General features: G+C 45.3%; 27 protein-coding genes. 6 read left to right on the forward strand and 21 right to left on the reverse strand.

Annotation, left to right across the window (positions count from 1 at the left end; genetic code table 11):
- Positions 1–84 precede the first annotated feature (84 nt).
- A complete protein-coding gene (locus NQZ91_06400; protein UUM57036.1) occupies positions 85–585 on the forward strand; it encodes an NUDIX domain-containing protein in 501 nt (166 codons plus the stop codon).
- A 49-nt stretch (positions 586–634) separates the two neighbouring features.
- On the opposite strand, the gene mmuM is transcribed toward NQZ91_06400, so the two are convergent.
- From mmuM to NQZ91_06445, 9 genes are all read right to left on the reverse strand, one after another.
- Positions 635–1,582 carry a homocysteine S-methyltransferase gene (mmuM, locus tag NQZ91_06405; GenBank protein ID UUM57037.1) on the reverse strand — a complete coding sequence of 316 codons (948 nt, stop codon included), beginning with the start codon at positions 1,580–1,582 and terminating at the stop codon, positions 635–637.
- 9 nt (positions 1,583–1,591) lie between these two features.
- Positions 1,592–2,968, reverse strand: coding sequence for an amino acid permease (locus NQZ91_06410; GenBank protein UUM57038.1), 1,377 nt, complete (start codon positions 2,966–2,968; stop codon positions 1,592–1,594).
- 136 nt (positions 2,969–3,104) lie between these two features.
- Positions 3,105–4,559 (reverse strand): glutamate--tRNA ligase, encoded by a 1,455-nt coding sequence (gene gltX, locus NQZ91_06415; protein UUM57039.1) that lies wholly within the window; start codon positions 4,557–4,559, stop codon positions 3,105–3,107.
- Between the two features lie 71 nt (positions 4,560–4,630).
- Positions 4,631–5,911 carry an MFS transporter gene (locus NQZ91_06420; GenBank protein ID UUM57040.1) on the reverse strand — a complete coding sequence of 427 codons (1,281 nt, stop codon included), beginning with the start codon at positions 5,909–5,911 and terminating at the stop codon, positions 4,631–4,633.
- Between the two features lie 86 nt (positions 5,912–5,997).
- Positions 5,998–6,657 carry a hypothetical protein gene (locus NQZ91_06425; GenBank protein UUM57041.1) on the reverse strand — a complete coding sequence of 220 codons (660 nt, stop codon included), beginning with the start codon at positions 6,655–6,657 and terminating at the stop codon, positions 5,998–6,000.
- A gap of 4 nt (positions 6,658–6,661) precedes the next feature.
- Positions 6,662–7,108 carry a LytTR family transcriptional regulator gene (locus NQZ91_06430; GenBank protein UUM57042.1) on the reverse strand — a complete coding sequence of 149 codons (447 nt, stop codon included), beginning with the start codon at positions 7,106–7,108 and terminating at the stop codon, positions 6,662–6,664.
- A 136-nt stretch (positions 7,109–7,244) separates the two neighbouring features.
- Positions 7,245–8,000, reverse strand: coding sequence for a TIGR00266 family protein (locus NQZ91_06435; protein ID UUM57043.1), 756 nt, complete (start codon positions 7,998–8,000; stop codon positions 7,245–7,247).
- Between the two features lie 280 nt (positions 8,001–8,280).
- The gene (locus tag NQZ91_06440; protein ID UUM57044.1) at positions 8,281–8,775 is read right to left on the reverse strand and encodes a carbonic anhydrase; all 495 of its coding nucleotides are present in this window, start codon (positions 8,773–8,775) and stop codon (positions 8,281–8,283) included.
- A gap of 137 nt (positions 8,776–8,912) precedes the next feature.
- Positions 8,913–9,407: a DUF536 domain-containing protein gene (locus NQZ91_06445; GenBank protein ID UUM57045.1), complete on the reverse strand. Its 495-nt coding sequence runs from the start codon at positions 9,405–9,407 to the stop codon at positions 8,913–8,915.
- A 145-nt stretch (positions 9,408–9,552) separates the two neighbouring features.
- On the opposite strand from NQZ91_06445, the gene NQZ91_06450 reads away from it, so the two are divergent.
- From NQZ91_06450 to NQZ91_06465, 4 genes are all read left to right on the forward strand, one after another.
- Positions 9,553–10,725, forward strand: a complete 1,173-nt coding sequence (locus NQZ91_06450; GenBank protein ID UUM57046.1) for an NAD(P)/FAD-dependent oxidoreductase — start codon at positions 9,553–9,555, stop codon at positions 10,723–10,725.
- Between the two features lie 9 nt (positions 10,726–10,734).
- Entirely contained in the window at positions 10,735–11,427 is a 693-nt protein-coding gene (locus tag NQZ91_06455) for a GNAT family N-acetyltransferase (GenBank protein ID UUM57047.1), read from the forward strand.
- A gap of 82 nt (positions 11,428–11,509) precedes the next feature.
- Positions 11,510–12,208, forward strand: a complete 699-nt coding sequence (locus tag NQZ91_06460) for an ABC transporter ATP-binding protein (GenBank protein ID UUM57048.1) — start codon at positions 11,510–11,512, stop codon at positions 12,206–12,208.
- Positions 12,209–12,217: 9 nt separating this feature from the next.
- A complete protein-coding gene (locus NQZ91_06465) occupies positions 12,218–13,843 on the forward strand; it encodes a hypothetical protein (protein ID UUM57049.1) in 1,626 nt (541 codons plus the stop codon).
- Between the two features lie 146 nt (positions 13,844–13,989).
- On the opposite strand, the gene NQZ91_06470 is transcribed toward NQZ91_06465, so the two are convergent.
- The 7 genes from NQZ91_06470 to NQZ91_06500 all read right to left on the reverse strand — a co-directional run bounded on the left by NQZ91_06470 (position 13,990) and on the right by NQZ91_06500 (position 20,433).
- Positions 13,990–14,730, reverse strand: a complete 741-nt coding sequence (locus tag NQZ91_06470) for a serine/threonine protein phosphatase (GenBank protein ID UUM57050.1) — start codon at positions 14,728–14,730, stop codon at positions 13,990–13,992.
- 104 nt (positions 14,731–14,834) lie between these two features.
- A complete protein-coding gene (locus NQZ91_06475) occupies positions 14,835–15,479 on the reverse strand; it encodes a DUF4352 domain-containing protein (GenBank protein UUM57051.1) in 645 nt (214 codons plus the stop codon).
- A 173-nt stretch (positions 15,480–15,652) separates the two neighbouring features.
- Complete coding sequence (locus NQZ91_06480; GenBank protein ID UUM57052.1) at positions 15,653–17,002, reverse strand: glucose-6-phosphate isomerase; 1,350 nt, start codon at positions 17,000–17,002, stop codon at positions 15,653–15,655.
- 81 nt (positions 17,003–17,083) lie between these two features.
- Positions 17,084–17,626 (reverse strand): hypothetical protein, encoded by a 543-nt coding sequence (locus NQZ91_06485; GenBank protein UUM57053.1) that lies wholly within the window; start codon positions 17,624–17,626, stop codon positions 17,084–17,086.
- 134 nt (positions 17,627–17,760) lie between these two features.
- The gene (locus NQZ91_06490; GenBank protein ID UUM57054.1) at positions 17,761–18,552 is read right to left on the reverse strand and encodes a formate/nitrite transporter family protein; all 792 of its coding nucleotides are present in this window, start codon (positions 18,550–18,552) and stop codon (positions 17,761–17,763) included.
- A gap of 63 nt (positions 18,553–18,615) precedes the next feature.
- A complete protein-coding gene (locus tag NQZ91_06495) occupies positions 18,616–19,872 on the reverse strand; it encodes an NAD(P)H-dependent oxidoreductase (GenBank protein ID UUM57055.1) in 1,257 nt (418 codons plus the stop codon).
- A gap of 15 nt (positions 19,873–19,887) precedes the next feature.
- Positions 19,888–20,433 (reverse strand): NAD(P)H-dependent oxidoreductase, encoded by a 546-nt coding sequence (locus NQZ91_06500; protein UUM57056.1) that lies wholly within the window; start codon positions 20,431–20,433, stop codon positions 19,888–19,890.
- Between the two features lie 24 nt (positions 20,434–20,457).
- Between NQZ91_06500 and NQZ91_06505 the strand changes: the two genes are divergently transcribed.
- Positions 20,458–20,760 (forward strand): YbaN family protein, encoded by a 303-nt coding sequence (locus NQZ91_06505; protein ID UUM58830.1) that lies wholly within the window; start codon positions 20,458–20,460, stop codon positions 20,758–20,760.
- A gap of 40 nt (positions 20,761–20,800) precedes the next feature.
- Here the strand turns inward: NQZ91_06505 and NQZ91_06510 are convergent, their stop codons facing one another.
- The 5 genes from NQZ91_06510 to NQZ91_06530 form a co-directional block, all read right to left on the reverse strand.
- A complete protein-coding gene (locus tag NQZ91_06510; protein ID UUM57057.1) occupies positions 20,801–21,214 on the reverse strand; it encodes a DUF2871 domain-containing protein in 414 nt (137 codons plus the stop codon).
- 12 nt (positions 21,215–21,226) lie between these two features.
- Entirely contained in the window at positions 21,227–22,510 is a 1,284-nt protein-coding gene (hisS, locus tag NQZ91_06515; GenBank protein UUM57058.1) for a histidine--tRNA ligase, read from the reverse strand.
- A 107-nt stretch (positions 22,511–22,617) separates the two neighbouring features.
- Entirely contained in the window at positions 22,618–23,319 is a 702-nt protein-coding gene (locus tag NQZ91_06520; GenBank protein UUM57059.1) for a hypothetical protein, read from the reverse strand.
- Between the two features lie 309 nt (positions 23,320–23,628).
- Positions 23,629–25,011: a PTS transporter subunit EIIC gene (locus NQZ91_06525; GenBank protein ID UUM58831.1), complete on the reverse strand. Its 1,383-nt coding sequence runs from the start codon at positions 25,009–25,011 to the stop codon at positions 23,629–23,631.
- Positions 25,007–26,122, reverse strand: coding sequence for a vitamin B12 independent methionine synthase (locus NQZ91_06530; protein UUM57060.1), 1,116 nt, complete (start codon positions 26,120–26,122; stop codon positions 25,007–25,009). The genes NQZ91_06525 and NQZ91_06530 overlap by 5 nt, the downstream gene beginning before the upstream one ends.
- Between the last annotated feature and the right edge of the window lie 158 nt (positions 26,123–26,280).

Raw genomic sequence — 26,280 nt, forward strand, 5'->3', positions numbered from 1 at the left:
TGCCCATTATACCACACACTTGTCCGTACAAGTTCACAGAAAAACTTCCTATGCTATAATAGAAAGATAGAAAAGGAGCAAGCTATGGAAATCTGGAACGCCTACACAGCCGACGGTCACTTGACCGACCACACCCTCACACGAGGAGAAGCCATTCCCGACGGCCTCTACCACCTAGTCGTCGAGTGCATCATCCGCCACCACGACGGCAGCACCCTCTTCATGAAACGCGACAGCACCAAGCCCTCCTACCCTGACTATTATGAAGCGACAGCAGGAGGTTCGGCATTGTTTGGGGAAATAGCAGAGCAGGCTATTTTACGCGAAGTCCGCGAAGAGACAGGCATTGAGCTGACAGCTGACCAACTCCGCCACCATACACACTTTGTCGCCCATGATGACCAGTGTATCTTCCACTGCTACTGGGCTGAAACCGACTGGGACAAAGCTGCTATCCAACTCCAAGCCGAAGAAACCAGCAACTACATCTGGGTCCCACAAGAAAAGTTGAAAGATTTCCTGGAAACAGAGCTCGTCATTCCAAGGCAGAAAGGCTATGTGGAGAGGCTATTTTTAGAAAGCTAAATTCCCCTAACAGACAAATCCCCGCCGTCATGTGACAGCGGGGATACTTTTATTTCAAACCTGCAACTAGGCTAGTTATATCAGCTGGTCGGGTACGGCAACACCCTCCAACTACCTTGGCACCCAGTTTGTGCCATTCAAGTGTATTATCCAGAAGGGAATGGCTATCGTCTGCTTTTTCCTTCCAAGTTTGAGTGGCTCCATCATAGACTTCCCCAGAATTCGGATAAGTCACAAATGGTTTATCCGTTTTCTCTCTTAACTTGCTAAGGAAAGCTGTGAACAGCGAAGGAGCTGTACAGTTAAGACCAACTGCTAAAATCTGCTCACTGCCGTTAACCAGCTCTGCTATTTTCTCAATTGATGTTCCGTCAGAAATCGACTGACCATCCTGCGAGGTGAAACTAATATAGGCTTCAGCCTCTGGAAAATCCTCTGCCAGCAACTCTACCAAGGCTTGTGCTTCAAGAACATTGGGAATGGTTTCCAAAGCCAAGAGCTCAGCCCCATGTTCTAAGAGAAGCTCAATTCGGCGACGGTGGAAGTCTTTTAACTCTGACAGACTAATGTTGCCATAGTCACCCGTGTATTCAGCACCGTTGGCCAAATAGGCAGCGTAGGGACCCACATCACCTGAAATGAGAGGGTAGGTTCGTTGTACTTTTTCAGCTTCAGATAATTCTGTCCAGACCTCATCACGCGCTTCCTTCGCCAAATCAACGGTCAAGCGAATGAGTTCCTCTGCCTCTGCTTGTGACAAGCCAACTTCTGCTAATCCTTCAAAGGTCGCCTGATAGGTGGAGCTTGTCACCAAGTCTGCCCCAGCACGAACGTAGTCCTTATGAATATCCTTGATGTACTGGGGATTTTCCAATAGATACTTGGCAGACCATAGCTTGCCCGATACATCATGACCTCGAAACTCTAATTCTGTTCCCAGAGCACCGTGCAAAATAATGTATTCCTTTTGTTCTAATAGTTCTTTAAAACGACCCATACTCTCCTCCTACCACTTTTTAAAGCGGATATAGTGATAAATATAGCAGCCAATCATGAAAGGAACACCGAAGTATAGACCGGCACGCTGTGAAGGATCCCAGCCGATTCCGATGATGGAAATAACCAGCAGAACAACCGTAATCCATGGCAAGGTCGGTGAGAAGGGCGTCTTGTATTCCAATTCATCTTCGCTGTGATTCTTTAAAAATTCACGACGGAAACCGATTTGTGCAAGCGGAATAGCCAACCATGCAATGACAACCGCAAAACCAGCGATAGAAACCAGGGCCAAGAAGATGGTATCTTCTGCATAAATTGAGGCAATCAAGGCGATCACAACACCAATCATGGACAAGATCATGCCACGCATAGGCACACCGTGCTTGTTAATCTTCACCAATTCCTTACTGATCATGCCTTCATTGGCCAAGGACCAAAGCATACGACTTGAAGCGTAAAGTCCTGAAGTTGAGGCCGATAAGATAGCTGTCAAGATGATAAAGTTCATAATGTCAGCAGCATAAGGAAAACCTATCTTGTCCAAGACAAGTACGAACGGTGCTTCTGTCACACCTGCTTCTGACATAGGAAGTAGGGCTGCCAAAACAACGATTGTTAGGACAAAGAAGATGACCAAGAGACCGATTGTCGATTTAATGGCTTGCGGTACAGCTTTCTTGGGATTATCTGTTTCACCTGCCGCAATTCCGATCATTTCCACACCTGAAAAGGCATAGTTAACAGACAGCATGACCGTGATAAAACCAACCAGACCGTTAGGAAGTAAGCCGTTACTTGTGATATTGTTAAATAGCGGCGCAGCTTTGGTTCCCTCAAATGGCAAAATACCAAAAATAGCCAAAGTCCCAAGCACGATAAAAGCTGCTATGGCATAGACCTTGATAGACGAGAGTGCATCCTCCGCCTTGGCAAACCAGCCAACAGATAGGGTGTTCAAACCAAAGACAATAACTGCAAAAATCGTCGCAAAAACCCAAATTGGCACACTAGGAAACCAGCGTTGCATGAGCTGGGCTGCCCCAACAAACTGCGAGGCCAGAGCAACGACCCAGCAGAGCCAATACATCCAGGCCACCATGAAACCAGTACCTGGACTGATAAACTTGGTCGCATAGGTGTGGAAAGATCCAGTCACCGGCATTGCAACCGACAATTCACCTAAAGAGAACATGACCAAGTAAACCATGACAGCTCCAAATAGATAGGCCGCAATAGCTCCAAATGGCCCAGCCTGTGCAATGGTATAGCCTGAACTTAAGAATAAACCAGTTCCGATTACCCCACCGATAGACAACATCTGCAAATGACGACTGTTCATCTCGCGATTAAAGGTCCCTTGATTTTCAAAATTATGATTTTCCATACACTCTCCTAAATTCTTGTGATTATTCTATCATATCATGGATTTTCAGAAAACTCTTATATCGTTTTCAACGCAACGTTTATAACTGATAACTATAACAAATCCCCGCTATCACAGGACAGCGGGGATTATTTCATTACAAACTCCTTAACATATTCTCAATATGCTGGATAGATTTTTCACGACCGAGCAGGTAAATGGTATTTGGCAACTCTGGTCCGTGCATTTCGCCTGAAACGGCGATACGGATTGGCATGAAGAGGTTTTTGCCCTTGATGCCTGTTTCTTTTTGAACAGCCTTGATTTGCGGGAAGATGTTATCTGGTTGGAAATCTTCGTCCGTCATGGCTTCCAATTTTTCCTTAAGAGCATTGAGGACAGTCGGAACAGTCTCACCTGCCATGACTTCTTTTTCTTCATCCGTCAATTCTGGAAAATCAGAGAAGAAAAGGTCTGTCAAACCAACGATTTCATCCGCAGATGACATTTGTGGCTTGTAAAGTTCCACCAATTTTTCTGCCTTGTCTGTCAAGCGACCAGCCTCTTCCAAGAATGGTTTAGCAAGGTTGAAAATGGTCTCCAAATCAGCTTTTTTGATGTATTCATTGCCCATCCAAGCCAACTTTTTCGGATCGAAGGAAGCAGGAGACTTGCTGAGGCGTTTTTCATCAAAGAGTTGGATAATCTCCTCTTTGGAGAAGATTTCTTCCTCACCACCAGGAGTCCAACCCAAAAGTGTGATAAAGTTGAAAACAGCTTCTGGCAGGTAGCCTTTTTTGCGGTAATCTTCGATAAAGGCAAGGGTATTGGTGTCACGTTTGGACAATTTTTTACCGGTTGCAGAGTTGATAATCAAGGTCATGTGGGCAAACTCTGGTGCTTCCCAACCAAGTGCTTCATAGACCATGAGTTGCTTAGGTGTGTTGGCGATATGGTCATCTCCGCGGATAACGTGCGAGATTTCCATCAGATGATCATCCACCACCACGGCAAAGTTGTAGGTTGGGTAACCGTCACGTTTCTGGATAACCCAGTCACCACCGATGTTGCCACCTTCAAACTCAATCTCGCCCTTAACCATGTCATTCCACTTGTAGATGCCTGCTTCGTTGACAGCCAAGCGGACTGTTGGAACGATGCCAGCTGCTTCACGCTCTGCGATGTAAGCTGCTTTTTCATCCTCAGACATGCCTAGAAACTCATTGATATAACGTGGTGTTTCCCCAGCTGCTTCTTGGCGCTCACGCTCTGCTGCCAGCTCTTCTTCGGTCACATAAGATTTATAGGCCTTACCTTCAGCCAAGAGTTGATCAATATATTGTTGATAAAGTTCCAAACGCTCTGACTGACGGTAGTTCTCATGTGTCTCTGGGCTTTCATCCCAATCAATCCCCAACCAACGTAGGTTTTCCAACTGAGAACGCTCACCATCCTCCACATGACGTTTGCGGTCAGTATCTTCGATACGGATGATAAAGTCACCACCGTGATGACGGGCAAAAAGATAGTTAAATAAAGCTGTACGGGCATTACCGATGTGTAGTAGCCCTGTTGGACTTGGTGCATAACGCACACGAATTGGTTTAGTCATGTTTCTCTCCTGTAAAATTTCAATCAAGAACATTATAGCATAGTTGCCCCGCAGATAACAGAAAAATCAGCCTAAGCAGACTGATTTTGAGGTGTTTTTTGCTTGCGGGCCAGCCAGTAGAGGACGTATAGGACTAAGATTCCAGTAGCTGATAGGAAAAGACCGCTAATCTGATCGACGGCCAATACCAAGACCAGACCTGAAACAAGTAGGCGAACAAAAGCCTGACCCAGCATAAAGTAGGTCGATACTGCACCGCCGATAGTTGCCAGTTGCTCCTCTGGCATGGAGTTGACAAACTTGGCATTAAACTTGGGACCACTAGCCCCAAAGCTAATTCCCATTGTAGTAAGGAAGAAGAAAATAATTGGCAGTTGATGTAGCAACATTCCGACAAAAACGCCAAGAAGAGAGAAAGTGGCTGCCACTTCCAGCGTCACCATGCTGGTCTTTTTGAAGAGGCTAAAGACCAAGGTCGAACCCAAGATATTGCCAACAAAGAAAATCAAAATGGTCAGGGCAAGAGTCGTTTCAACATTAAGGAAGACGAGGCCTGGGTCTTCGCTAATCAAGAGGACCAGAATAGGATAGAGAATCGCTCCACAGGCATTGATAAGGGGGCTGGTAATCAGGACCAGACGGAACTCGGGAATCTTGCGAAGCTCCACGATGGCTTGCTTGAAGGAAGCTAGAATGCCCGGTCCTTTGGTTTTTTGCTCAGTCTGGCTCGGCTGCTCTGCTATTTTCAAAGGCTGCTCCGTCAGGAGTTTGCGAAAGGCTGGTGTCAGCAGCTGCATAATGAGGAGGGCGGCTAAAAAGGTGCCGGCGTTGAGAAAGGCCAGGTTTTGGTAGGAGAGGAGGCCGACCAAGAGGGCAGAGAGGGCCTGAAAGGCGATGTTGAGGAGGCTGGTCACGGTCTGGCGAAAGGCCGAGTACTGCTCCCGCTCTTCCTTGGGCGCTACGCGTAATCCCAGAGGTGTATAGAGGCCGTTTTCATAGAAGCCGGCGAAGTCTGCAAAGACATTGAAAGTTGCAGCCACCACGACAATCCAGAGGGCTGGCTCAAAGCCCATGCAGAATCCGAGGATGAGGTAGAGAAGGACACGGAAGAGAAGGGTCAGCTTGATAGTGCCGATTTTGTTGACTGTCTTATCTGCCAAATAGCCTGTAAAGAGTCCCATAAAGCTAGGGAAGATTTCCGAGAAGGTCACAATCGCCAGAGCCAGACGGCTGTTGGGCACCAGCAAAACATAGTTCATCAAGGCCAGATAATAGACCACATCGCCAAAATTGGACAGCATATCCGCAGTCAGTACCCATAGGTAAGTAGTATTTTTCAAAATCTTTTTCATGATAATCCCTTTCTTTTGAATAATTTCCAGAATATTCAGATTTTTTATCCTACAGAGGAGCCTGGATAGACTGCTCTCTGTTCACTCTAGGTGTAATAGATATTCAAAGTGGAGAAGGCCATATCTCCTGTGATATGTAGCATCTTTTCTCCCATACCAGTTGCATAGTTATTGACAGCAGACATGGAACTATCTAGCTCCACGACCGCCTGCCAGTTAGCAGACAGATAAAGATTAACTGATGAGAAAGCTGCATCTATATGAAATTCAGCCTTATCTCCCAGAATAACCGCCTGATCAAAATAAACCATACTGGAGCCAAAGGCCACTTCCACACTATCGTAGGTAAAATTTTCCTCATGAATGTAGCGAGTAGAGGAGCCAAAAGCTATTTCCCGTCCCTTATCGCCAATCACTCCTGTACCAACTCCATGAGCCGGTCTGCGCTTCTTGGGTTTAAAAATCAGTTTCAAGCCAAGGCAGAGCAGGACAAGTGACAGAACCATGTTCCAGGTCCCAAATTCCACCCAATCATAAACTGAGTTCACCGCTATAAAAGCTAGACCAAAACAAAAGATACTGGCAAGCCAATCCAGCTTCACCAAGCGGTGAAAACCAGTCACAAAGGTTAAAACAAACCAGACCGTTGTCCAAAATGGCAGAGCCAAATGCAAACCCAGTGAATCCCTAACTAGGACCAAGACTGCTAGGACCAGCAGGGCAATCCCTAAACCATATTTTTTCATCTCTCTACCTCACTTCTCGTAACTTTTCTTTTAATAAATGATAATAATGCCGCGACACGTGTACTTCCTTGTGGGTCTGATAGAAGGAAATCCGACTAGTTCCTGAAAAGGATTTGTCCAGCGAATAAACGGCCTTGCTATTTGCAATGGTTGACTTGGAAACCCGACAAAAATAAGCAGGGAGACAATCTTCCAGTTCATAGAGCTTCATCTTGACTTCATAGGCGTCATCTCTAGTATGCCCCATCAGCTTGGTGCCATCGGTTTCAAAAAAGAGTAGGTCTTCTAGTTTCAAGAAATACTCACTAGTGCCCTTGTAAAAAACCAGGCTAGGACGGCTCAGGCGACTCAATGCTTGCTGGATTTGTTCCAACTCTGGTCCCAACTGATTGCTTCTGATAATCACTTCGACTTGTTCTAAGCTGTCATCTAATTCAATCCGAACTTTCATACGACCTCCCTTTCATTTGATATACCTATTATATCAGGCTATGGTGTTAAGGCAAGGGCTTTTCAGTAAGTGGTAAAAAATGACTGGTAAGTGGTGATGAAAGACAAGCAAAAAACCAGCCGCAGCTGGTTGAGTCTTAAAAAATCGCATCGAGCAAGGAAGTGCTACCACCACCGCCATCGCCACCTGTGACAATATGGCTGCCGATGACTTGGGCAAAGGTTTCAATATTCAAGCTTTGTACATAGATTTCACCGTAGCCCGAGAAGGTATTAACAATTCCCTCGCCTGTCCCGATAGACTGGAGAAAACCATTTTCCATGTGAATATCATAGTTGAGGTCACGACTCCAGGCTACCACGTGAGCATTATCGATGGTGATGCTTCCACCTGTTAGCTCAATTTTCTTGATGGAACCAAAGGCATTTGCCAAAAGTGTACCCTCGCCTTCTGTAGTCATGACAAAGAGTCCGCCTTGGCCACCAAAGAAGGCACGGCCCACACTTTGGCGTTCCATCTTATATTGAGCAGAACCATCCAAAGCCAGAAAGGCTCCATCATTAAGGCGGTACTGCTTGGAACCTAACTCAAGGGCAATAACTTGACCAGGTGTGGACGGCGCCAGGGCGATTTTCCCGTCATAGCTATTAGATACAGCCTGGGTGATAAACATAGACTCACCCGACACCATGGAGCGACCGATAGCTCCCAGCAACTTACCGAATCCTGAACCACCGCGGGCATTGAGCTTAGTATTTAAGGTCACACTGGGTGTATGGTAAACCATGCTCCCCTGTTGAATATAAGCCGACTCTCCAGCCTCTAAGGCAATTTCCACCAAAGGAAATTGCATATTGCTATCAATTGTGTATTTCATACGATTATCAGACATGAGAGGACTCCTTTGTTTCTTTGTATTATTTTTATAAAACAATTCTACATCAACTCCGAATGACTGTCAAGTATTTTTACAAAAAAAGCCGGAAATAATCCGACTTCACAACTCTGCTCTTAGAACCTATATTCACAAGTAAGGTGCATGTAGATAAGAGATAGTTTTTTGCTAATCAAGGCCGTTTGAGCTGGAATACTGACTGTATTTCGAGAAAAACGAACGCTTAGTAGCAGAAAACTAGCTTTAGCTAAAGATGGCGAGCTGTGAATACAGGTTCTTAGCTGACCTCTGTCATCCGACCCGTATCCACATCATAGACCGCACCTGAAATGACCACATCCTCAGGAATGAGCGGTGATTTCCGCAGTAGTTCCATATCCTCGCGAACACTCTCTTCCACATCTGTAAATGGCAAGAAATCCTGCCCAGCAACGTCCACACCCAGCTCCCTGTGGATATGCTCCGCAAAAGCCTCATTGGTAAAGGTCTGCGCACCGCAGTCCGTGTGGTGAAGAACCACAATCTCCCGCGTTCCCATTTGTTGCTGGGAAATGACTAAAGACCGAATCATGTCCTCAGTGACACGTCCGCCAGCATTCCGCAAGATATGGGCATCCCCTAGAGCCAGCCCCAAGGCCTGGGCAACGTGCAGGCGCGAATCCATACAGGTCACAATGGCCACCTTGGTCTTAGGACGCAAGGGCAAATGCTGGGTTCCATGCAAGTCAACATAGGCCTTATTGGCCTTCATAAAATTTTGAAAATAGGACATAAAGCAACCTCCTCTAGAATAGTTTCCGAAATTTTCAGAAAATTATCTGTTTCTAGCTTACCACAATCACTCCTTTATGTCGCAAAAAAGAGAGCGACAACTTGTCACTCCCGAACATTTCCTAAAATAGGATCCCTCTATTTGCCAAATAATCTAGCAAAAAAACCTTTCGGTTTTACCTCTTCCGCCTGGGCCTTAACCTCGTCTAATTCTAACTTGAGAACTTCCTTGTCCGCCATAGCCTTGGCTGTTAACTGCTGCTGTTGGTCCAGCTGCTTATCCTTCTCCGCAATCTGGATATCCTTGACCCGCAACTGCTCATCTTTCTCAGCCAATTGTTGATCCTTAACCTTGAGTTGGGCATACAAGCGCTCGATTTCTTCATTTTTTCCATCGATGACAATCTCAATCATTTCACGGTGAAGAACTTCGTCGCTGACTGGCTCATCTTCAAAAATCGTGGTCTTGTAAATCTCTTCCAGCTTGACCAGACCCTGACGATTGACCACCGTCACGCCCTTATCATTCTTCTCAACAAACTCATCTGGAAGTGATTTTACCCGGTTATTCATAGCCTGACGGCTGACACCTAAAATCTCAGCCAATTCGCTGACTGTTTTTTCAATTCCCATATTATCCTCAAATACTTGATTTTTCTACTGACTGTATCATTAAAATATTACCATAAGCACCCTAAACTGTCAAATTTAGACCAATAAATAAGTAGAGGGGAGTAACCTGCCAACCAGCTCTGCTATTTTATGATACAATAAAGGCATGAATACAGTAGATACCATTATTATCGGAGCGGGACCTGCTGGCATGATGGCCGCTATTTCTTCCAGCTTTTACGGCAAGAAGACCCTGCTCCTGGAAAAAAACAAGCGTTTGGGCAAGAAACTATCTGGCACAGGCGGCGGACGTTGCAATGTGACCAACAACGGTACACTAGAAGACCTGCTAGCTGGCATTCCTGGCAATGGCCGCTTTCTTTACAGCGTCTTCTCCCAGTTTGACAACCATGACATCATGAATTTCTTTCAGGAAAATGGGGTCAAGCTCAAGGTGGAGGACCACGGCCGTGTCTTTCCGACTACCGACCGTTCCCAGACCATTATCAAGTGCCTGGAGATGAAAATGTTGGAAAATGGTGTGGACATCCGCACAGGTACGGAGGTGGTGTCCGTTCGCAAGATGGACGACCTCTTCCATGTCAAGACCAGCGAGGAAACCTTTACGGCACCCCAGCTCATTGTCACCACCGGCGGCAAGACCTACCCTTCCACTGGCTCGACTGGCTTTGGTCACGACATTGCCCGCCACTTTAAGCTGGAAGTCACAGAGATTGAAGCCGCAGAAAGCCCTGTCCTAACCGACTTCCCCCACAAGAAGCTCCAAGGCATTTCCCTGGACGACGTCACCCTGACCTACGGCAAGCACGTCATCACCCACGACCTGCTCTTTACCCACTTTGGCCTGTCGGGTCCCGCTGCCCTTCGTCTGTCTAGTTTTGTCAAAGGCGGCGAAACCGCATTTCTCAATGCTCTGCCGACCCATTCTGAACAAGACTTGTTTGAACATTTAGAAAACAACAGAGAAAAATCTGTCAAGAATGCCCTGTCTGAACTCATGCCAGACCGCCTAGCCGACTTTTTCGCTGAAAACTACGACTGCAAGGTCAAACAAGTTTCCCAGAAAGACCTGACCAATCTAGTCACCCTTCTCAAAGCCATGCCGATTAAGATTACGGGCAAGATGTCATTGGCCAAGTCCTTTGTGACCAAGGGTGGCGTTGACCTCAAGGAAATCAATCCAAAAACCTTGGAAAGCAAGAAAATCCCGGGTCTCCACTTTGCAGGTGAGGTCTTGGACATCAACGCCCATACAGGCGGCTTTAATATCACCTACTGTCTTGCAACTGGCTGGGTGGCGGGGAGTTTGCATTATTAGGAGGGAACCATGCCTATCAATTCATTCGGCCAAGAAATTGGTATGCCCTTGCCACATTACACCAGTGGTGAGCGACCAAGTCTGGAGACGATACAAGGACACACAGTCCGCTTAGAAAAACTGAGCCTGCACCATGCAGATGATCTCTATCAGTTTTATGGACCAAATGCCAAGAAAGCTGACTGGACCTACTTGGCCCTTGAACCCTTTGCAGACCGTGACTCTTTTCAAGCCTATTTCCAGACGATATTGGATTCTATTGACCCTTATTATCTAGCTATTGTGGACCAGGAAAGCCAACAAGCCATTGGTAGCTTGGCACTAATGAATATTGTTCCAAATCACCGTAGCATCGAGGTTGGCTGGCTTATCTTTTCTCCACAACTGCAACGGACCCGACAGGCGACAGAAGCCCACTATCTTCTCATGAACTATGTGTTTGAAGAACTGGGCTATCGACGTTATGAATGGAAATGCGACTCACTCAACCAAGCCAGTCAAGCTGCTGCCAAACGCCTGGGATTTACCTACGAAGGCACCTTCCGTCAAGCCCTAGTCTATAAGAAACGCAACCGAGATACCGCCTGGTTTTCTCTATTAGACAAGGAGTGGCCTGACCGCAAGCGTGCCCTTGAAAACTGGCTAAAGGATAGTAACTTCAATGGCCAGGGGCAGCAAAAACAACCCCTATCCTCTTTCTAAATTCAAGTAAAAATCTGCTTGAATTTTTTTGTTTTTTATTGTATGATAAATCCATAACAATATAACAAAAAGGAGATTGGCTATGCAACTGAAATTATCTTCTATTTCCAAGAAATTCGACCATAAAATCATTTTGGAAGACGCTTCTTTTACCTTTGAAAAAGGGAAGATTTATGGCTTGCTGGGGCGGAACGGAGCTGGTAAGACAACCCTGTTTAACTGCATTGCCCGCAATCTGACCTTGGATAGTGGCTCAATTCAGTTTGTGAAGGACGAGGAACCATTTGACTACGATAATACGGACATCGGATTTACCCAAACCTATCCGCAACTACCTGCCTTTATGACGGCTTACGAGTTTGTCCGTTTCTATATGGATATCCACAAGGATAAGCTCAAATCTCCTCGCAGTCCAGAAGAATGGCTGAACTTAGTCGGTATCGGAGAAGAAGACCAACATCGCCTGCTCAAGGATTTTTCCCACGGTATGCAGAACAAGGTCCAGTTGCTCCTGTCCTTGATTGTTCAGCCACCTGTCCTTCTCTTGGATGAACCGCTGACGTCCTTTGACCCTGTTGCTGCCCACGAGTTCAAGCAGCTGATTCGAGAGGCTAAGAAGGATTCCGTGATTATCTTTTCCACCCATATTCTACAACTGGCTCAGGATCTCTGCGACGAGATTGTTTTGCTACATCACCAAGAACTACAGGCTGTTCCGAGTGACAAGCTCCACGATCCTGATTTTGAACAGGAAGTGGTTGCCCTCTTGACAGCAGACTAGGAGGAGCTTATGAAAACCATTCTACGTTATTTTTGGTATCAGGAAAAGTACAACCTCTATCGGACCGTCAACGGATTTTTCTACTATTTGCGAAAACTGCCACTTGTGGGCAAGAGCATTCCAGAGAGTATTTTCAAGTCTTACAGTTTTAAGTCTGGTCTCTTTTTGATCCTGCACATCCTCTCCATCCCCAGTCGTTTTCTTGTCAAGGGAATTTGGTTAACCATCTATTCTTGCATTGCTGCCTTCTGGATTAAACTCCTATCCAACAATCAGCTGGACTTTTGGCAAATCCCGTCAGATACTTGGCTCCTTGGCTTTTCTCTATGGCTGGTCTTTGTTGGCTATGCCTATCGGTTTGGCAAGGGATTTGAGCCTTTTATCGCCAAGTCCGAACGGGAATTCATGCAAAATTTTGGACTTTCCCAGTCTAGTTTTCTCCAGAGCCAACTCTTTGTAGAGCCTATTATCTCCAGTCTGGCCTACCTGCCTGCCTTGCTAATTTTTTCTAGCCTATCAGAAAATTGGCTCTATCTGCCTCTAGGATTACTGACCATTCCAGCAGGAAGCTTTGCTGGACAGGCTCTCAACCGCTGGTTTTTTAATCGACGGATTCTATCCCGCCGTCATTCTTGGCAATCTTGGATTATCTTGGGTACTGGTCTAGCAGCTATTGCCAGTCTTATCCTTTTCCGCAATCATCTGTCGCCCATCTTTTTACTGCCTGTGCTTGTCTGTCAGGTCTTGCTGATTTGGTTTGGCTATCGTTATTTGAAACAACAGACCAACCATCTGGATTATCTCTACTATTGCATGGACCAGTCCTTGCAGATGGATAAGAAACTTTTTGAGCTGACCAAGGGGAACGAATACACCCATCAAGGTCTGCAGATGCAGGAGAAACTCAAACTCAAAAAAGGCAAGGACCTTAGTCACCTGTCTGGCATGAACTACCTAAACGCTCTGCTATTTGACCGCTACCGAACCATCCTAGAGAAAAAATCCCTCTTTCGGGTCGGCATTCTGGTCTTGATTTTTGCGACCTTGGAGCTCATTCGGTTCTTGGACCCGACCTTTACGGTTCCTGCCGAGAAAGGATTTCTACCCCTCCTGCCGGTGACCTTTATAGTCATGTATGCCGGCTCAATGGGGAAAACCATTGCCCAAATGGTCTTTGTCAACTGCGACCTTTCCATGCTCCATTACCCCTTTTATCGGGAACCGCAGACCATTATTGCTGGTTTCAACTACCGATTCAAGCAGTCTATCTTCTACAACGCTCGCTTTGCTGTCACCCTCTTTTTAGGGCTTGTCCTCTTTACACGGGCGACATACACTCCTGGCAGCTATCTGCTAACTGCCCTGCTATTGACCAGCCTGACCGCCCTCTTTTCCTTTCATGACCTCTTTATCTATTATATGTTGCAGCCCTTTACCAAAGACATGGAAGTGACCAACCCTGTCTATAAATTTCTCAGTGGAGCCCTCTACTGGGTGGCCTATCTCAATAGCCGTGTAGATATTGGTTCTCACTACTATGTCATCGGCGTGTCATGCCTTCTCCTGCTCTACGTCGGCTTCGGCTATTTCTTTCTCTTGAAAAAAGCTCCGCATACCTTTAGATTGAAGGCATAATACCTTCTGCAAACAACTCTCGTGACCACTCAGACTTTTTAGACAATTTTATCTGAATACACAAAAAGGCGAACACAATCGCCTTTTTTAATATGTCTATTTACAAAATCTTGTTCTCCCCTGTTTCCCGGTGGAGCTGATAAAAACTAATCTTCTACCTGCAACTGGAATCGGGTGTGACCGACCACATAGTCTTCGATTGGCCCGTCTTGATTGCAGACCAGACCATGGAGGACTCCGCCATAGACAGCACCGCCATCCATGCCAATTTTTCCATCACCACTGTCCCAAATCTGACTGATCCGCGTCTTAGTTCCAAACAAATTATAGACTGGTGTATGGCCGAAAATAATCCACTTGCCAGTTTCATTAGCTGTCTCGTGGAACTTGGATCGCAACCAAACCATGTCATGCTCACTGGTTTCCCGCCAATCATCCAAGGTCAGGTCAACCCCCGCGTGAACAAAGATATAGAGCTCCGTTTCTAGATAGTAGGGACAAGATTTGAGAAAATCAATCAATTCCCCATATTGCTCTGAAACCTGATGGGCATCCACCATACCATCCACCGACGCATCCAAGGAACGCCCCAGCAATGAATTGATGGTCGTATCACCACCATTTCTCTGATAATGGTCATAGCGGTCCTGAGGGTCCCGCAACCAGGCCAGGAACATCCGCTCATGATTACCTGTCAGGCAAATGGCTCCCTGATTCTGCACCAAATCCATGACCAATTCCAAACAAGCCTTGGAATCCTCACCCCTGTCAATCAAATCCCCTAAAAAAATCAATTGCTGACGCTCAGGATTCCACTTCTGCAACAAATCAACCAAGAGTTGATACTTGCCATGAACATCCCCGACTACAAAATACTCTGGTTTCATAGACCTGTCTCCTTGTAAAACCATTGTACCATAATTTTAGGCATAAGAAAAACCGACCAAGCGGCCGGCAATGAGAAAGAGACTAGAGTTATGCCTCTTGATTGTTATTGTAGGTTAATCAAACCAGTCTCTGTACCCCAAAATCCAGTTTGTACTTTGAGTTGGATACTTGGATCATTTGCTGTCTCTTCTGTAATATCAAAGATGACATTGCCAGTAATGGTACTCTCTGGATTTACCTCAGAGAGGAAGAAATTTGCATCTTGATTAGCAAATAGACCCGCTGACGAATCTGTCTCGTACTCCACTTCACCTTTTAACAAAGTAAAGAAGTCATCTGTTACTGTAATGGCTTTAGTCCCATTATTTTTTACGGTAACATTGAGCAACAAGAAAACTCCATTTGCATTTTTACCAAATTCACCACCAACATTAGTGACAATTTCTTTTGAATTTACAATATAGGTTACATCACCAACTGGTACTTCTTGCCCAATGCCATAGGTCACCTCTGCTGGCTTCTCCTCTGCTTTTTCTGAGCTACTTGCTGGAGTCTCCGTATTTGCCTGGCTTGTTTCCTGTGTTGAAGGTTGGCTTGAGGTTGTTGTTCCCTCTTTACCGCCGCCAAGTGCATTGCCTAAAGCTCCAAGTACAATTAAACCTGCCAACACGATAAACCAAATCCGTTTGTAAAATGGTTTCTTCTGTACATAGACATTGCCATGCTCATCCCTAATTTTCTTTGCCATAATAGCCTCCTAAAGAATGTTATATGTCCATTATATATATATATATATCGGTTGTCAATAGATAAATGCAAGAAAATTTAGAGAAAAATTACTTTTTTAGACAATAGACACCTAGACACACAGACAGGATTTGAGGCATAAGAAAAACCGACCAAGCGGCCGGTTCATATTCATTACAAACGTGCATTCAATTCTGCACCGAGTTCTTCAAATCCTGGCTTGCCAAGAAGAGCGAACATGTTTTTCTTGTAGGCTTCTACACCTGGTTGGTCAAATGGGTTGATGGCATTGAGGTAACCAGAGATAGCAATTGCCAACTCGAAGAAGTAGAAGGTGTAACCAAGTGTGAACTCATCTTGTTGTGGAAGAGTGACAAACATGTTTGGTACGCCACCGTCTGTGTGGGCAAGAAGTACTCCGTCCGTTGCTTTTTTGTTTACAAAGTCAACGTCTTTTCCTTGCAAGTAGCCAAGACCGTCAAGATCTTCTGCCATGTCAGGAATCAAGATATTTTTTCTTGGTTTGTCAACACGAACTACTGTTTCAAAGATATTGCGGTTTCCTTCTTGGATAAATTGTCCGAGCGAGTGCAAGTCTGTTGAGAAGTTAGCAGATGTTGGGTTGATACCTTTTTGGTCCTTGCCTTCTGACTCACCAGCCAATTGTTTCCACCATTCGCTGAAGTATTGGAGTGATGGCTCGTAATTTGCCAAGATTTCTGTTACATAGCCTTTTCTATAAAGGATGTTACGGACAGCTGCATATTGGTAAGCTTCATTCTCAGCAATCTTATCTGAAGTATAAGTCTTACGAGCAGCGTTTGCACCTTCCATAAGGGCATCAATGTCTGCACCAGCTGCCGCGATTGGCAAAAGACCAACTGCAGTCAAGACTGAGAAACGGCCACCGACATCATCTGGAACAACAAAGGTTTCCCAACCATTTGCGTCCGCTTCAACCTTAACAGCACCTTTTGCCTTGTCAGTTGTCGCATAGATACGCTTGTTAGCTTCTTCTTGACCGTATTTCTTGACAAGCAATTCTTTGAAGACGCGGAAAGCAATGGCTGGCTCAGTTGTTGTACCTGATTTTGAAATCACGTTAACTGAGAAATCCTTATCAGCAACATAATCCACCAAGTCAGCAAGGTAGCTTGATGAGATAGAGTTTCCAGCGTAAAGGATTTGTGGAGCTTTGCGCTCTTCACGTGTTTGCAAGTTAACAAAAGAGTTGCTCAAGAAATCAATAGCAGCCTTGGCACCGAGATAAGAACCACCGATACCGATAACCACCAAAACTTCACTTTCATTTTGGATCTTTGCTGCTGCTTCCTTGATACGTGCAAATTCTTCTTTGTCGTAGTTTTCTGGCAAATCCAACCAGCCGATAAAGTCGTTACCAGGACCTGTTCCTTGACGGAGCATTTGGTCAGCTAGAGTAACTTGTGGTTGCATATAGTCTACTTCTTGAGCACCAACAAATTGTCCCAAAACTTTTGAGTAATCAAATGTAATATGTGTCATGTCATTCCTCCATTTATGTACCATAATATGATAACGCTTTAGCGTCATTTTTTCAAGCAATTTGTGAATTTTCATTCATTTTCATGAAATGGTTTGCGCTAGGCCTGTTTTTTGATTGGATTTTCGGTGGTTTTTAGCGAATATCTTGTCTGACAATGTCTCACCCTCTCCCAAGACAGTGATACATTTTGGCAGGCATATGGATAGTAGATAAAAAGGGAGCAACACTAGATACCAAATAAACATAACCTCAAAAATAAAGCGGGAATTGTTTCCTCTTTGAATATAGCGCTTCCTGTATTCTTCCTTCAAAGAAAAGTGAGGAATGTAAATATGGAAGGGGACAAAGCCTCGAACCAGCATGGCCGCCAGCATCCTGACCAGAAAATTCATAGCTACGAGAACCGTCTTGCCCTCACACTCCAGGGCATAGGCCCTGTCAATATAAGTCTGACGGTAGCCCTTGTACTTAATAGGCCGCGGCACAGACTTCCTCTCTTCTTTGGTCAAATGGCTGACGCTCGAATTGTCATACTTGATGTCAGACATCTCTAAGTCCACGATGGCTGACGACTGTTTCGCAAGGGTCGATTTTCCCGTACCAGGAAAGGCAAAAATAAACATAGAATCTCCTCCTTTTCCCAGTAGAATAGCAGAGTAGACTAAAAAATACCTTAATGTAAATACATTATAGGCATTTTAGAGTATTTTTCAAGACCTATTTGAAAAAATCGATCTGGGGTCTGAGAGCTTGTTTTCTAACCTTCCTTATGCACTGTTTTGGTCTCATTGAGCCAAGCATAGGCAATCCCGATAAAGAGACCTCCACCTATCCAGTTGCCAAAGAAAACTACGGTCCACTGGCGAAGAATATTGACCAAATCAAAACCTTTGATGTTGTCAACAGGGCTAAATCCAGCCAGCGAAAAAGAAGCAAAGTTGGCAATCAAGTGCTCATTGATGAGGAAAACAAACATGAAAATGGCAGATAGGGCCACAAAGAACTTGGCAGATTCCTCCTTCAGGAGCATATATCCCATAATAGCCATATTGACAAACATATTGGCAGTAATGCCCTCGATGAAGTTCATCCAATCTGTCTTGGCCAACTTGAGCTGGACCGCATTGATTACAAAACTCTTATCTGTCAGTTGCTGGAAGGAAAAAGATTGATTGAATAGATAGGCCAAGACAATAGCACCAATCAAGTTAAAGAAGGTACAATAAAGCAATATCGTGCAGACCTTCTTCCAGGAAATCTGCTTGTAGTAGCCTCCTACTGTTAGATACATCATATTGGATGTCGCTAATTCGCCATTGAAAATCAAGACAAAAATCAAGCCGATAGCAAAGATAAAGGTAAAGACAAAGCGAGCCAGGGCCGGAAATTGGCTAGAAATGACATCCGCACCGATAATTCCCACAGCCGTTGACATGGTCAGATAGGCCCCAGCAAACATAGAACGCAGGGCATACCGACCCAAACTCTCATCAAAGAGAGCCTCTTTTTTGGCACAAGCCGCACCGATTTTCTCCTTAAAAACTGTCATAATCTCCTCTTTCTAATAAAATAATAAAGGAAAAGTGCCCTGATGGCACCTTTCATTACAAATCTAATAGGCTTCTGATGCACCAGAGCTTGCATCCACACCGGAAGCAGCTGGAGCTGGAGCAGCACCTGCATCCGATGCACCGGATGTCGCATCGACATGGGCAGCTGCATGACCGTGACCAGCAGCTGACATAGCCTTACCGCCAACCAACTGTTGACCAGTTTCATTGAGGTACCAATCCAACCATGGCTTGAAGTTGAAGATAATCTCGTTGATACCTGCAAAGGAGCCATCCGGATAGTACATAGCCTGATAGTTGTGGGTATTGATAACTTCTGGCGGTGTACCTGGAACAATGGTCCGAACATATTCTTGGTTACCGTTACGGAGCGTTCCAACAACCCACTCCACGTTCTTCATGCGAGCTGGTGGCAGGGTGCCGTGTAGGGTTGCCAAACGACCGCCGACATGCTCTGGCAGACGTTTTCCAAGTATGGTTTCAGGATCTTGGTGAGCGGCATTATAGTAGAGGAACTGGTTGTTATCGTCTGTGAAAGTCAATTCAAAAGGCATGGCCTTGAGGAATTGATTGAGCTGATTAACCGTCAGTAGACCGTTGTCCAATTTGACATAGGTGTCTCCTTCAACAGCTCCAACCTGGGCAGCAGCCTTCTCCAACCAGTTTGGATCATCTGGGTCAATGCCCTGAACAGTCGTTGCAATTGGCTTACCGCAGTAAAGATCTTCTGGTTCAATTGGTTTTGGTTTTTTCAACTGAGACACTACTCCTACATATTTGATAAAGTTATCGAGACAGCTTTCTAGGAATTTCACTGTCCCCTCATTGATGATATTTCCTTTCTCATCAAATGCCTCTTTTGCCTTGCCAAGTAGGAATTCATTTCCTGGAAGGGTATAGGCATTGACACCTGGAGCATCTAAAATCTTACGGAGATGGACCTGGGCACGGGATGTTCCTTGGTCATAGTAAGAAGCACCGACAATCATGATAGGCTTATCTGTCAGTGGGTGGAGCTTGAAGGACAACCATTCCAAGGTGCTCTTGAGGGCTGGTGTAATCGTATGGTTGTGCTCTGGTGTTGCAATGATGACACCGTCTGCACGAGTAATCTTATTGTACAAATACTGGATAGCAAAGCAGTCCGATTGGTCTTCATCTTGATTGAACATCGGAACATCCTTGATTTCCATGACTTCTAGTTCAAACTTCAACTTAAATTGACGGCGGATATATTCCAAGAGCATACGGTTGTATGATTGGTCCGCATTTGATCCTACAATACCAACAAATTTCATCTTTTCGTCCTCTTCCTATAAACTTTCCCAGTCGAAATTCTCTGCCTCTTTGTGCAAAAGTTCCTTGGCATGAGACAATTTTCCAGTCATTTTCACAAATAAGCGGTAGTCGTCAAACATAGCCTCCAATTTTTGGATTGTTTCAATATCCACTAAATGACCTTTCTTATCAAAGGCAGTCAGGGAATTTGACAAGAGAAACTCATCAGGCAAAACGCTGGCTTTGAGCTCAGGAGCATTCAAAATCTGACGTAACTGCAACTGGGCACGGGAAGAACCCAAGGTACCATAAGATGCACCTGTAATCATAATCGGCTTGTTCAACAAGGGATAGATGCCATAAGACAACCAAGCCAAGGTATTCATCAAAACTGCTGGAATAGAGTGGTCATATTCGGGTGTTCCAATGATAACCCCTTCTGCCCCTTCAATTTTCTTAGCCAATTCCAAGACAGCTTCTGGTAATTGACGGGTGGCAGGCTTGTTAAACATTGGCAAATCCTTAATTTCTACCAATTCTATTTCAGCCTTCTCGCTAAAATGTGTAGCCATGAGCTGCAATAATTTCCTGTTGGTGGATGCGGCATTTTCCTGCCCATCCTCCCTACCACTCCCCTGCTACTCTTGGCTGGCTTTTGCTTTGCCAATAGTTCAAAGAAGTTTGAAACCTGGCTCAGGACAACCAGGCTTTATCAATTTTATGTCGCTGACTATGCGGAAACCAAGTCTATCAGCAAGAGTCGGAAAAAACGAATTATCCTGCAAATTTACATCCTCATGGGGATTTCTATCTATTTGGCCCCACTCCTATCAGTCAAAATCCTCTTAGTTGCTTTGACTATTTTCATTACCTACTATCTCTTCTTTATTATTCCAAATAAACAATAAAAGCAAGTTCCAAAACGGAGCTTGCTTTACTGTTTATATGTTAATTTTCAGCTGCTTTTTTCAAGGCAAGGAGTAGACTGATAATACCAACTGAAACCAGGATATGGCTGATACCTGCCAAGCCTGCAATACTAGCATTGACGGCTTTTGACAAATCCATTTCTAGAACCTGAGTCATCCCGCGGACAGCCAGCATGATAGCAGAAAGAGGCAAGCCGATGTAGTAGGTCACTAGGAAGACACGAAAAGACTTGATTTTTTCCAGTTCATGGCGCTGGGCAAAGAGCGCCACAATCATAAAGAGGAACATGCCCAATGTAAACAGGTGGGTGTGAACCAAATTAAGAGATGTCTGACCAGTAAAACCGGTTAATTTGATGATCTCACGGTAAGCAAGGCCGCTAAGAAGGCCTGCAATAGCATAGATTAAGGCGATGTTGATGTATTTTTTCATCCTCTACCTCCCCTACTCTGCTCCAAGTTCTGGCAAGAGGCTGGCAAAATCATTTTTGATGGTGTCCAGGCTAGTCTTGACTTCCTGGCGGGTCTGATTATTCTTGACAGTAATCTGGCTGCTTTCCAGCTCGCTTCCACCAAGGGTGATGATGTATTTGGCACCAAAGACATCCGCAGACTTAAATTGAGCCTTGAGCTTGCGGTCTAGGTAATCACGCTCGGCAGACAGGCCTTGCTTGCGGAGGGCTTGAACCAGCTCCAAAGCTCCGCCATTGGCCTCCTGACCCAAAACAGCGATATAAACATCCAGAGACTGGTCAATCGGCAGCTCAATTTCCTGCTTGTCAAGGACCAAAATCAGACGCTCAATCCCCATACCAAAGCCAATACCTGGTGTCTCAGGTCCATCGAAATAACTGACCAAGCCGTCATAGCGACCACCAGCACAGATAGTCAAATCATTGCCCCCCACCTCGGTGATGAACTCGAAAATGGTATGGTTGTAATAGTCCAAACCGCGAACCATATTCGTGTCAATGACATAGGTGATACCCAGGCTGTCCAACATAGACTGGACCCCTTCAAAGTAGGCCGCGCTCTCTTCATCCAAGTAATCCAAGATGGACGGAGCATTTTCAACTGCCGCCTTGTCCTCTTTTTCCTTGGAATCCAGCACGCGCAAAGGATTTTCCTCCAAACGGCGCTGGCTATCCTTGGACAACTGGTCCTTGAGCGGTGTCAGATAATCAATCAAGGCCTGGCGATAGGCCGCACGACTCTCTGGATTTCCCAGGCTGTTAAGGTGAAGGGTGATGTTTTGAATCCCTAGTTCCTCAAAGAAATGATAGGCCATGGCCATGATTTCCACATCCGTCGCAGGATTGTTGGAACCAAAACACTCCACACCAATCTGGTGGAACTGGCGCAGACGACCAGCCTGAGGACGCTCATAACGGAACATTGGGCCCATGTAGTAAAACTTGCTTGGCTTTTGCACTTCTGGAGCAAACAACTTGTTTTCCACATACGAACGAACCACCGGGGCGGTCCCTTCCGGACGAAGGGTAATATGGCGGTCGCCCTTATCATAGAAGTCATACATTTCCTTGGTCACGATGTCCGTCGTGTCGCCAACAGAACGGCTGATAACCTCGTAATGCTCAAAAATCGGCGTGCGAATCTCTGCGTAATTGTATCGCTTAAAAATACTGCGGGCAAAGCCTTCCACATACTGCCACTTGACCGTATCCTGTGGCAATAGATCCTGGGTTCCCTTAGGTTTTTGAAGTTTCATCTCGTCTCTCGTTTCTACAGTTTGTTTCCTATTTTACCATATTCCCAGGCTTTTTGGAAATGGCAGAGCGAGCAAAAAACCATGTCTGCTTGACACGGTTTCCACTGCTATTTCTTATCAACGATGACAAAGTTGAGGTCATCCAGAGATAAATCAACTTCTAACTTTTCATCGGAATTTAAATTGAGTAGACTTTCAAGAGAATTTTCCGCAAAGCCGACCACCTTTTCCTGACGTTCAGCGTCATTCAGGACATACTCACTGGTCTTGTAAATTGCCTCCTGGGACTTGTCCGACAGAAATTCTTGCGCCTTTTGTCCGGCAGTAAAGACATCGACAGCCTTGTCAATCAAACCATTGCTATTATTGGAAATCTTGATTTCCCCATGTTGCTGGGAGTCCACCTCAACAGTCAGAGAATTTTGGAAGGTCAAGGTATTGTCCTCAATGCGAATATCATCCTTGGTCAAGCCTTCCAAATCTAGCTTAAACTCGGTCTGAACAGGAATCTCGACCGACATTTCTCGTCCAACAAAGAGCTTGGTGATAGGCTCTGTCCAGTCTGGCCACTCCTTCATTTTTTTGTTTTCAAAGGTATGATTGGCAGTCGTTTCCACATCTGCACCTGCCACGATCAGCTTGGTCTCCTGCTCAAACCGCTTGATGACAAATTCATACTGGACCGTATGAGTGCCTCGGAACCAGGCAAAGATGCTATTTCTAAACCAGATGACACCAATTACTAAGACCAATAAAACAACCAAGAGGCTCGCCAACTTTTTAGCAAAAAATTTTCCAACTGTCTTCATACAGTTCTCCTTAAAAGTAGTTAATATGGATTTCTCCTCGCAACAATTATATATATGTCACATCAAGTATTTTCTGATGTTATTGTAAAAAATTTTGCCAACCTGTGCAAGTCCTTTTCCCCGTAAAGAAAAAGCGGTTTGCACCACTTTTAGGATCTGTGCTTACTAGTGAGGTACATTTAGATATGAGATAGTTTTTTGCAAGTCAAGGCCGTTTGAGCTGGAATACTGACTGTATTTCGAGAAAAACAACGCTGAGTGGCAGAAAACTAGCCTTAGCTAAAAGTGCCGAACAGTGAATACTGGTTCTTAATCTTCCTTATAGAGAACAAAGGTCACCACAAAGGAAATCAGAACGGAAATGACCAGGCCGGCTACCGCTGTATAAAAATACTTGAGCGTGTCCTCACCGATATAGGCAGCAATGGTCAGAAGCCCTGGAGAACCACCAGAAAAGTTGCGAGCCCCCATAATCCCCATAAAGAAACCACCAATACCACCGGCAACCATGGTCCCAATCAAGGCAGGACAGTGACGCAGGGTCACACCATACAGGGCAGGCTCTGTGATACCAAAAATCGCGGTAATACCAGCCGATGAAGCCAAGGCACGCTTATTGACATCCTTCGTTTTCAGTGCAATAGCTAAAGCTGCCCCACCCTGGGCCACATTGGACGGAAACATGCCAGGCTGAGCGATGGTATAATAGCCAATGGTCATGCGGTTGTTGATGCCAATCGATACTAGACCGTAGTGGGTACCAGTCATCACCAAGAAAGGCGACACTGTTCCTACAATAGTTGGCACAACCCAAGGACCAAATTCTTCCAACCAGAGGAAGAAGGTACCCAGCCAATTGCCCACAATAGCACCAAGCGGCCCCAGCACAATCAGAGTAACCAGGGCAGTCACCAGAGTTGTCAAGAGTGGAACAGAGAAGAATTTGATAGCCTTGGGCGAAATCTTATCCGCAACTCTTTCCACATAGCTCATGAACCATACTGCTAAAATTACCGGAATAACGGTCGAAGAGTAGCTTGATAGGGTAATCGGAATGGAGAAGAAATTCAGACCCGTCCCAGCCTCCTTGCCCGCTGTCACCAAGGCCACAAAGTTAGGGTGGAGCAAAATCGCCCCGATTAACATCCCCAGCTGCTGATTGGTCTTAAACTGTCGGGCAGCCGAGCCGCCAAGAAAGATAGGCAGGAAGAAGAAACCAGCATCCCCAATAAAGTTGAGAATTTGATAGTTGGTATCATCAGCAGCCACCACACCAAACACCGTCAGCAAGGATAGCACAGCCTTGATCATCCCGGCTGCCGTAATGACCGGCAAAATCGGGGTAAAGATACCTGAGATAGTAGCCAGAACAGTCGCAAAAATTCCATGCTTGCTCGAAGCTTCTTGGTCTGCGACTACTTGTTCTTCCAAATCCTCTGCCAAAGGACGATAGACCTGGGCCACGTCATTTCCGATAACAACTTGGAATTGACCACCCTTGTCAATCACACCCAAAACACCCTCTAACTGTTCCAGGCCAGCTTGGTCTGCCTTAGACTTATCCACCAAGGTAAAACGCAGGCGTGTCGCACAATGGGTCAGACTGGACACATTGGCCTTGCCTCCTACACCTTCTAAAATCGCTCTTCCTAAATCCCTATGACTCCTCCTATCTCCTTTTTCTCTCCTAATTTCCCCAGACCTTGTCCGTAATCGTCTTAATCAATTGTAATTTTTTCCACTCGTCTTCCTCAGTCAGAATATTTCCTTCTTCCGTAGAAGCAAAGCCGCACTGGGTTGAGATGCCAATGTTCTTGAGTGGAATCAATTTCGCTGCTTCTTCAATACGGGCAACCACCGCGTCAATATCCTCTAACTGAGGATTTTTAGATGTAATCACACCCAGCACCAATTCGACATTCTCACGGCCATTCCAGATGTCCACAATCGGTGAAAAACCTCCTGAACGCTCATCGTCATATTCTAAGAAGAAGATATCATAGTTGAGTTGGCCCAGATACTTGGCAACCGTCTGGTAGCTTCCTTCAAAAAGGTAGGTTGACTTGAAGTTGCCTCGACAGATATGGGTCGCCACCGTCAAATCCTCTGGCAGGCCCTCCAAGGCCTTATTGATCACGTAGACATCATCTTCAGCAATCTGCTCAAATTCCGCCCGTTTTTCCTGTTGGTCATGATAGGTCTCCAATTGCTGAATCAAATAAGCCCAGGTTGTGTCGTCCAATTGAACATAGCGGGCACCCAGATCATAAAAATGCTGAATGGTATCATGATAGGCTTTTGCCAAACCGTCTAGGAAATCACTCCAATTTTCGTAGTAATCCGCATAGAGATCGCTGCGATGGTCACGCTTGATAACCAGTGACGGGCTTGGAATAGTCACCTTTGGCGTAACTCCCTCAGGCACGATAGACTGAAGGTATTGGAAATCACGGTAAAACGGGTGGTCTGGATTTTCAACTACCTTGCCATTGAGGCGGACATTGGTCGTGCGAGTCTTAGCCCCGTGAAACTTGTAAGAATCCTCCTGCAAGTAAGCTTCGAACCCTGTCAATTCCCAGAGGAAGTCCAGGTGCCACCAAGAACGGCCGAACTCACCGTCAGAAACTACCTTGAGCCCATTGTCAACCTGGTGATGGACCAATTCAGCGACCAATTTGTCCTGAATAGCGAGCAGGTCTTCGTGGCTGATTTTGCCTTGGGCAAATTGCTCACGGGCATCCTTCAAAGCTTGTGGACGAAGATAAGAACCGACATGATCGAAATGGTAATGTGTTTTTGACATAATGAAAACTCCTTGAAAAATTTTGATAGTTTCATTTTATTCCCAAAAGCTATAATTGTAAAATATATATTTTCTATACATTTCGATAGTTTTTTGATATATCTGACCATTCACCTTGCTTGATGGCAAAAAATAGAAAAAAATCTGTCAAGTAACTT

This window comes from Streptococcus suis (assembly GCA_024583055.1).
Classification (GTDB): domain Bacteria; phylum Bacillota; class Bacilli; order Lactobacillales; family Streptococcaceae; genus Streptococcus; species Streptococcus suis_V.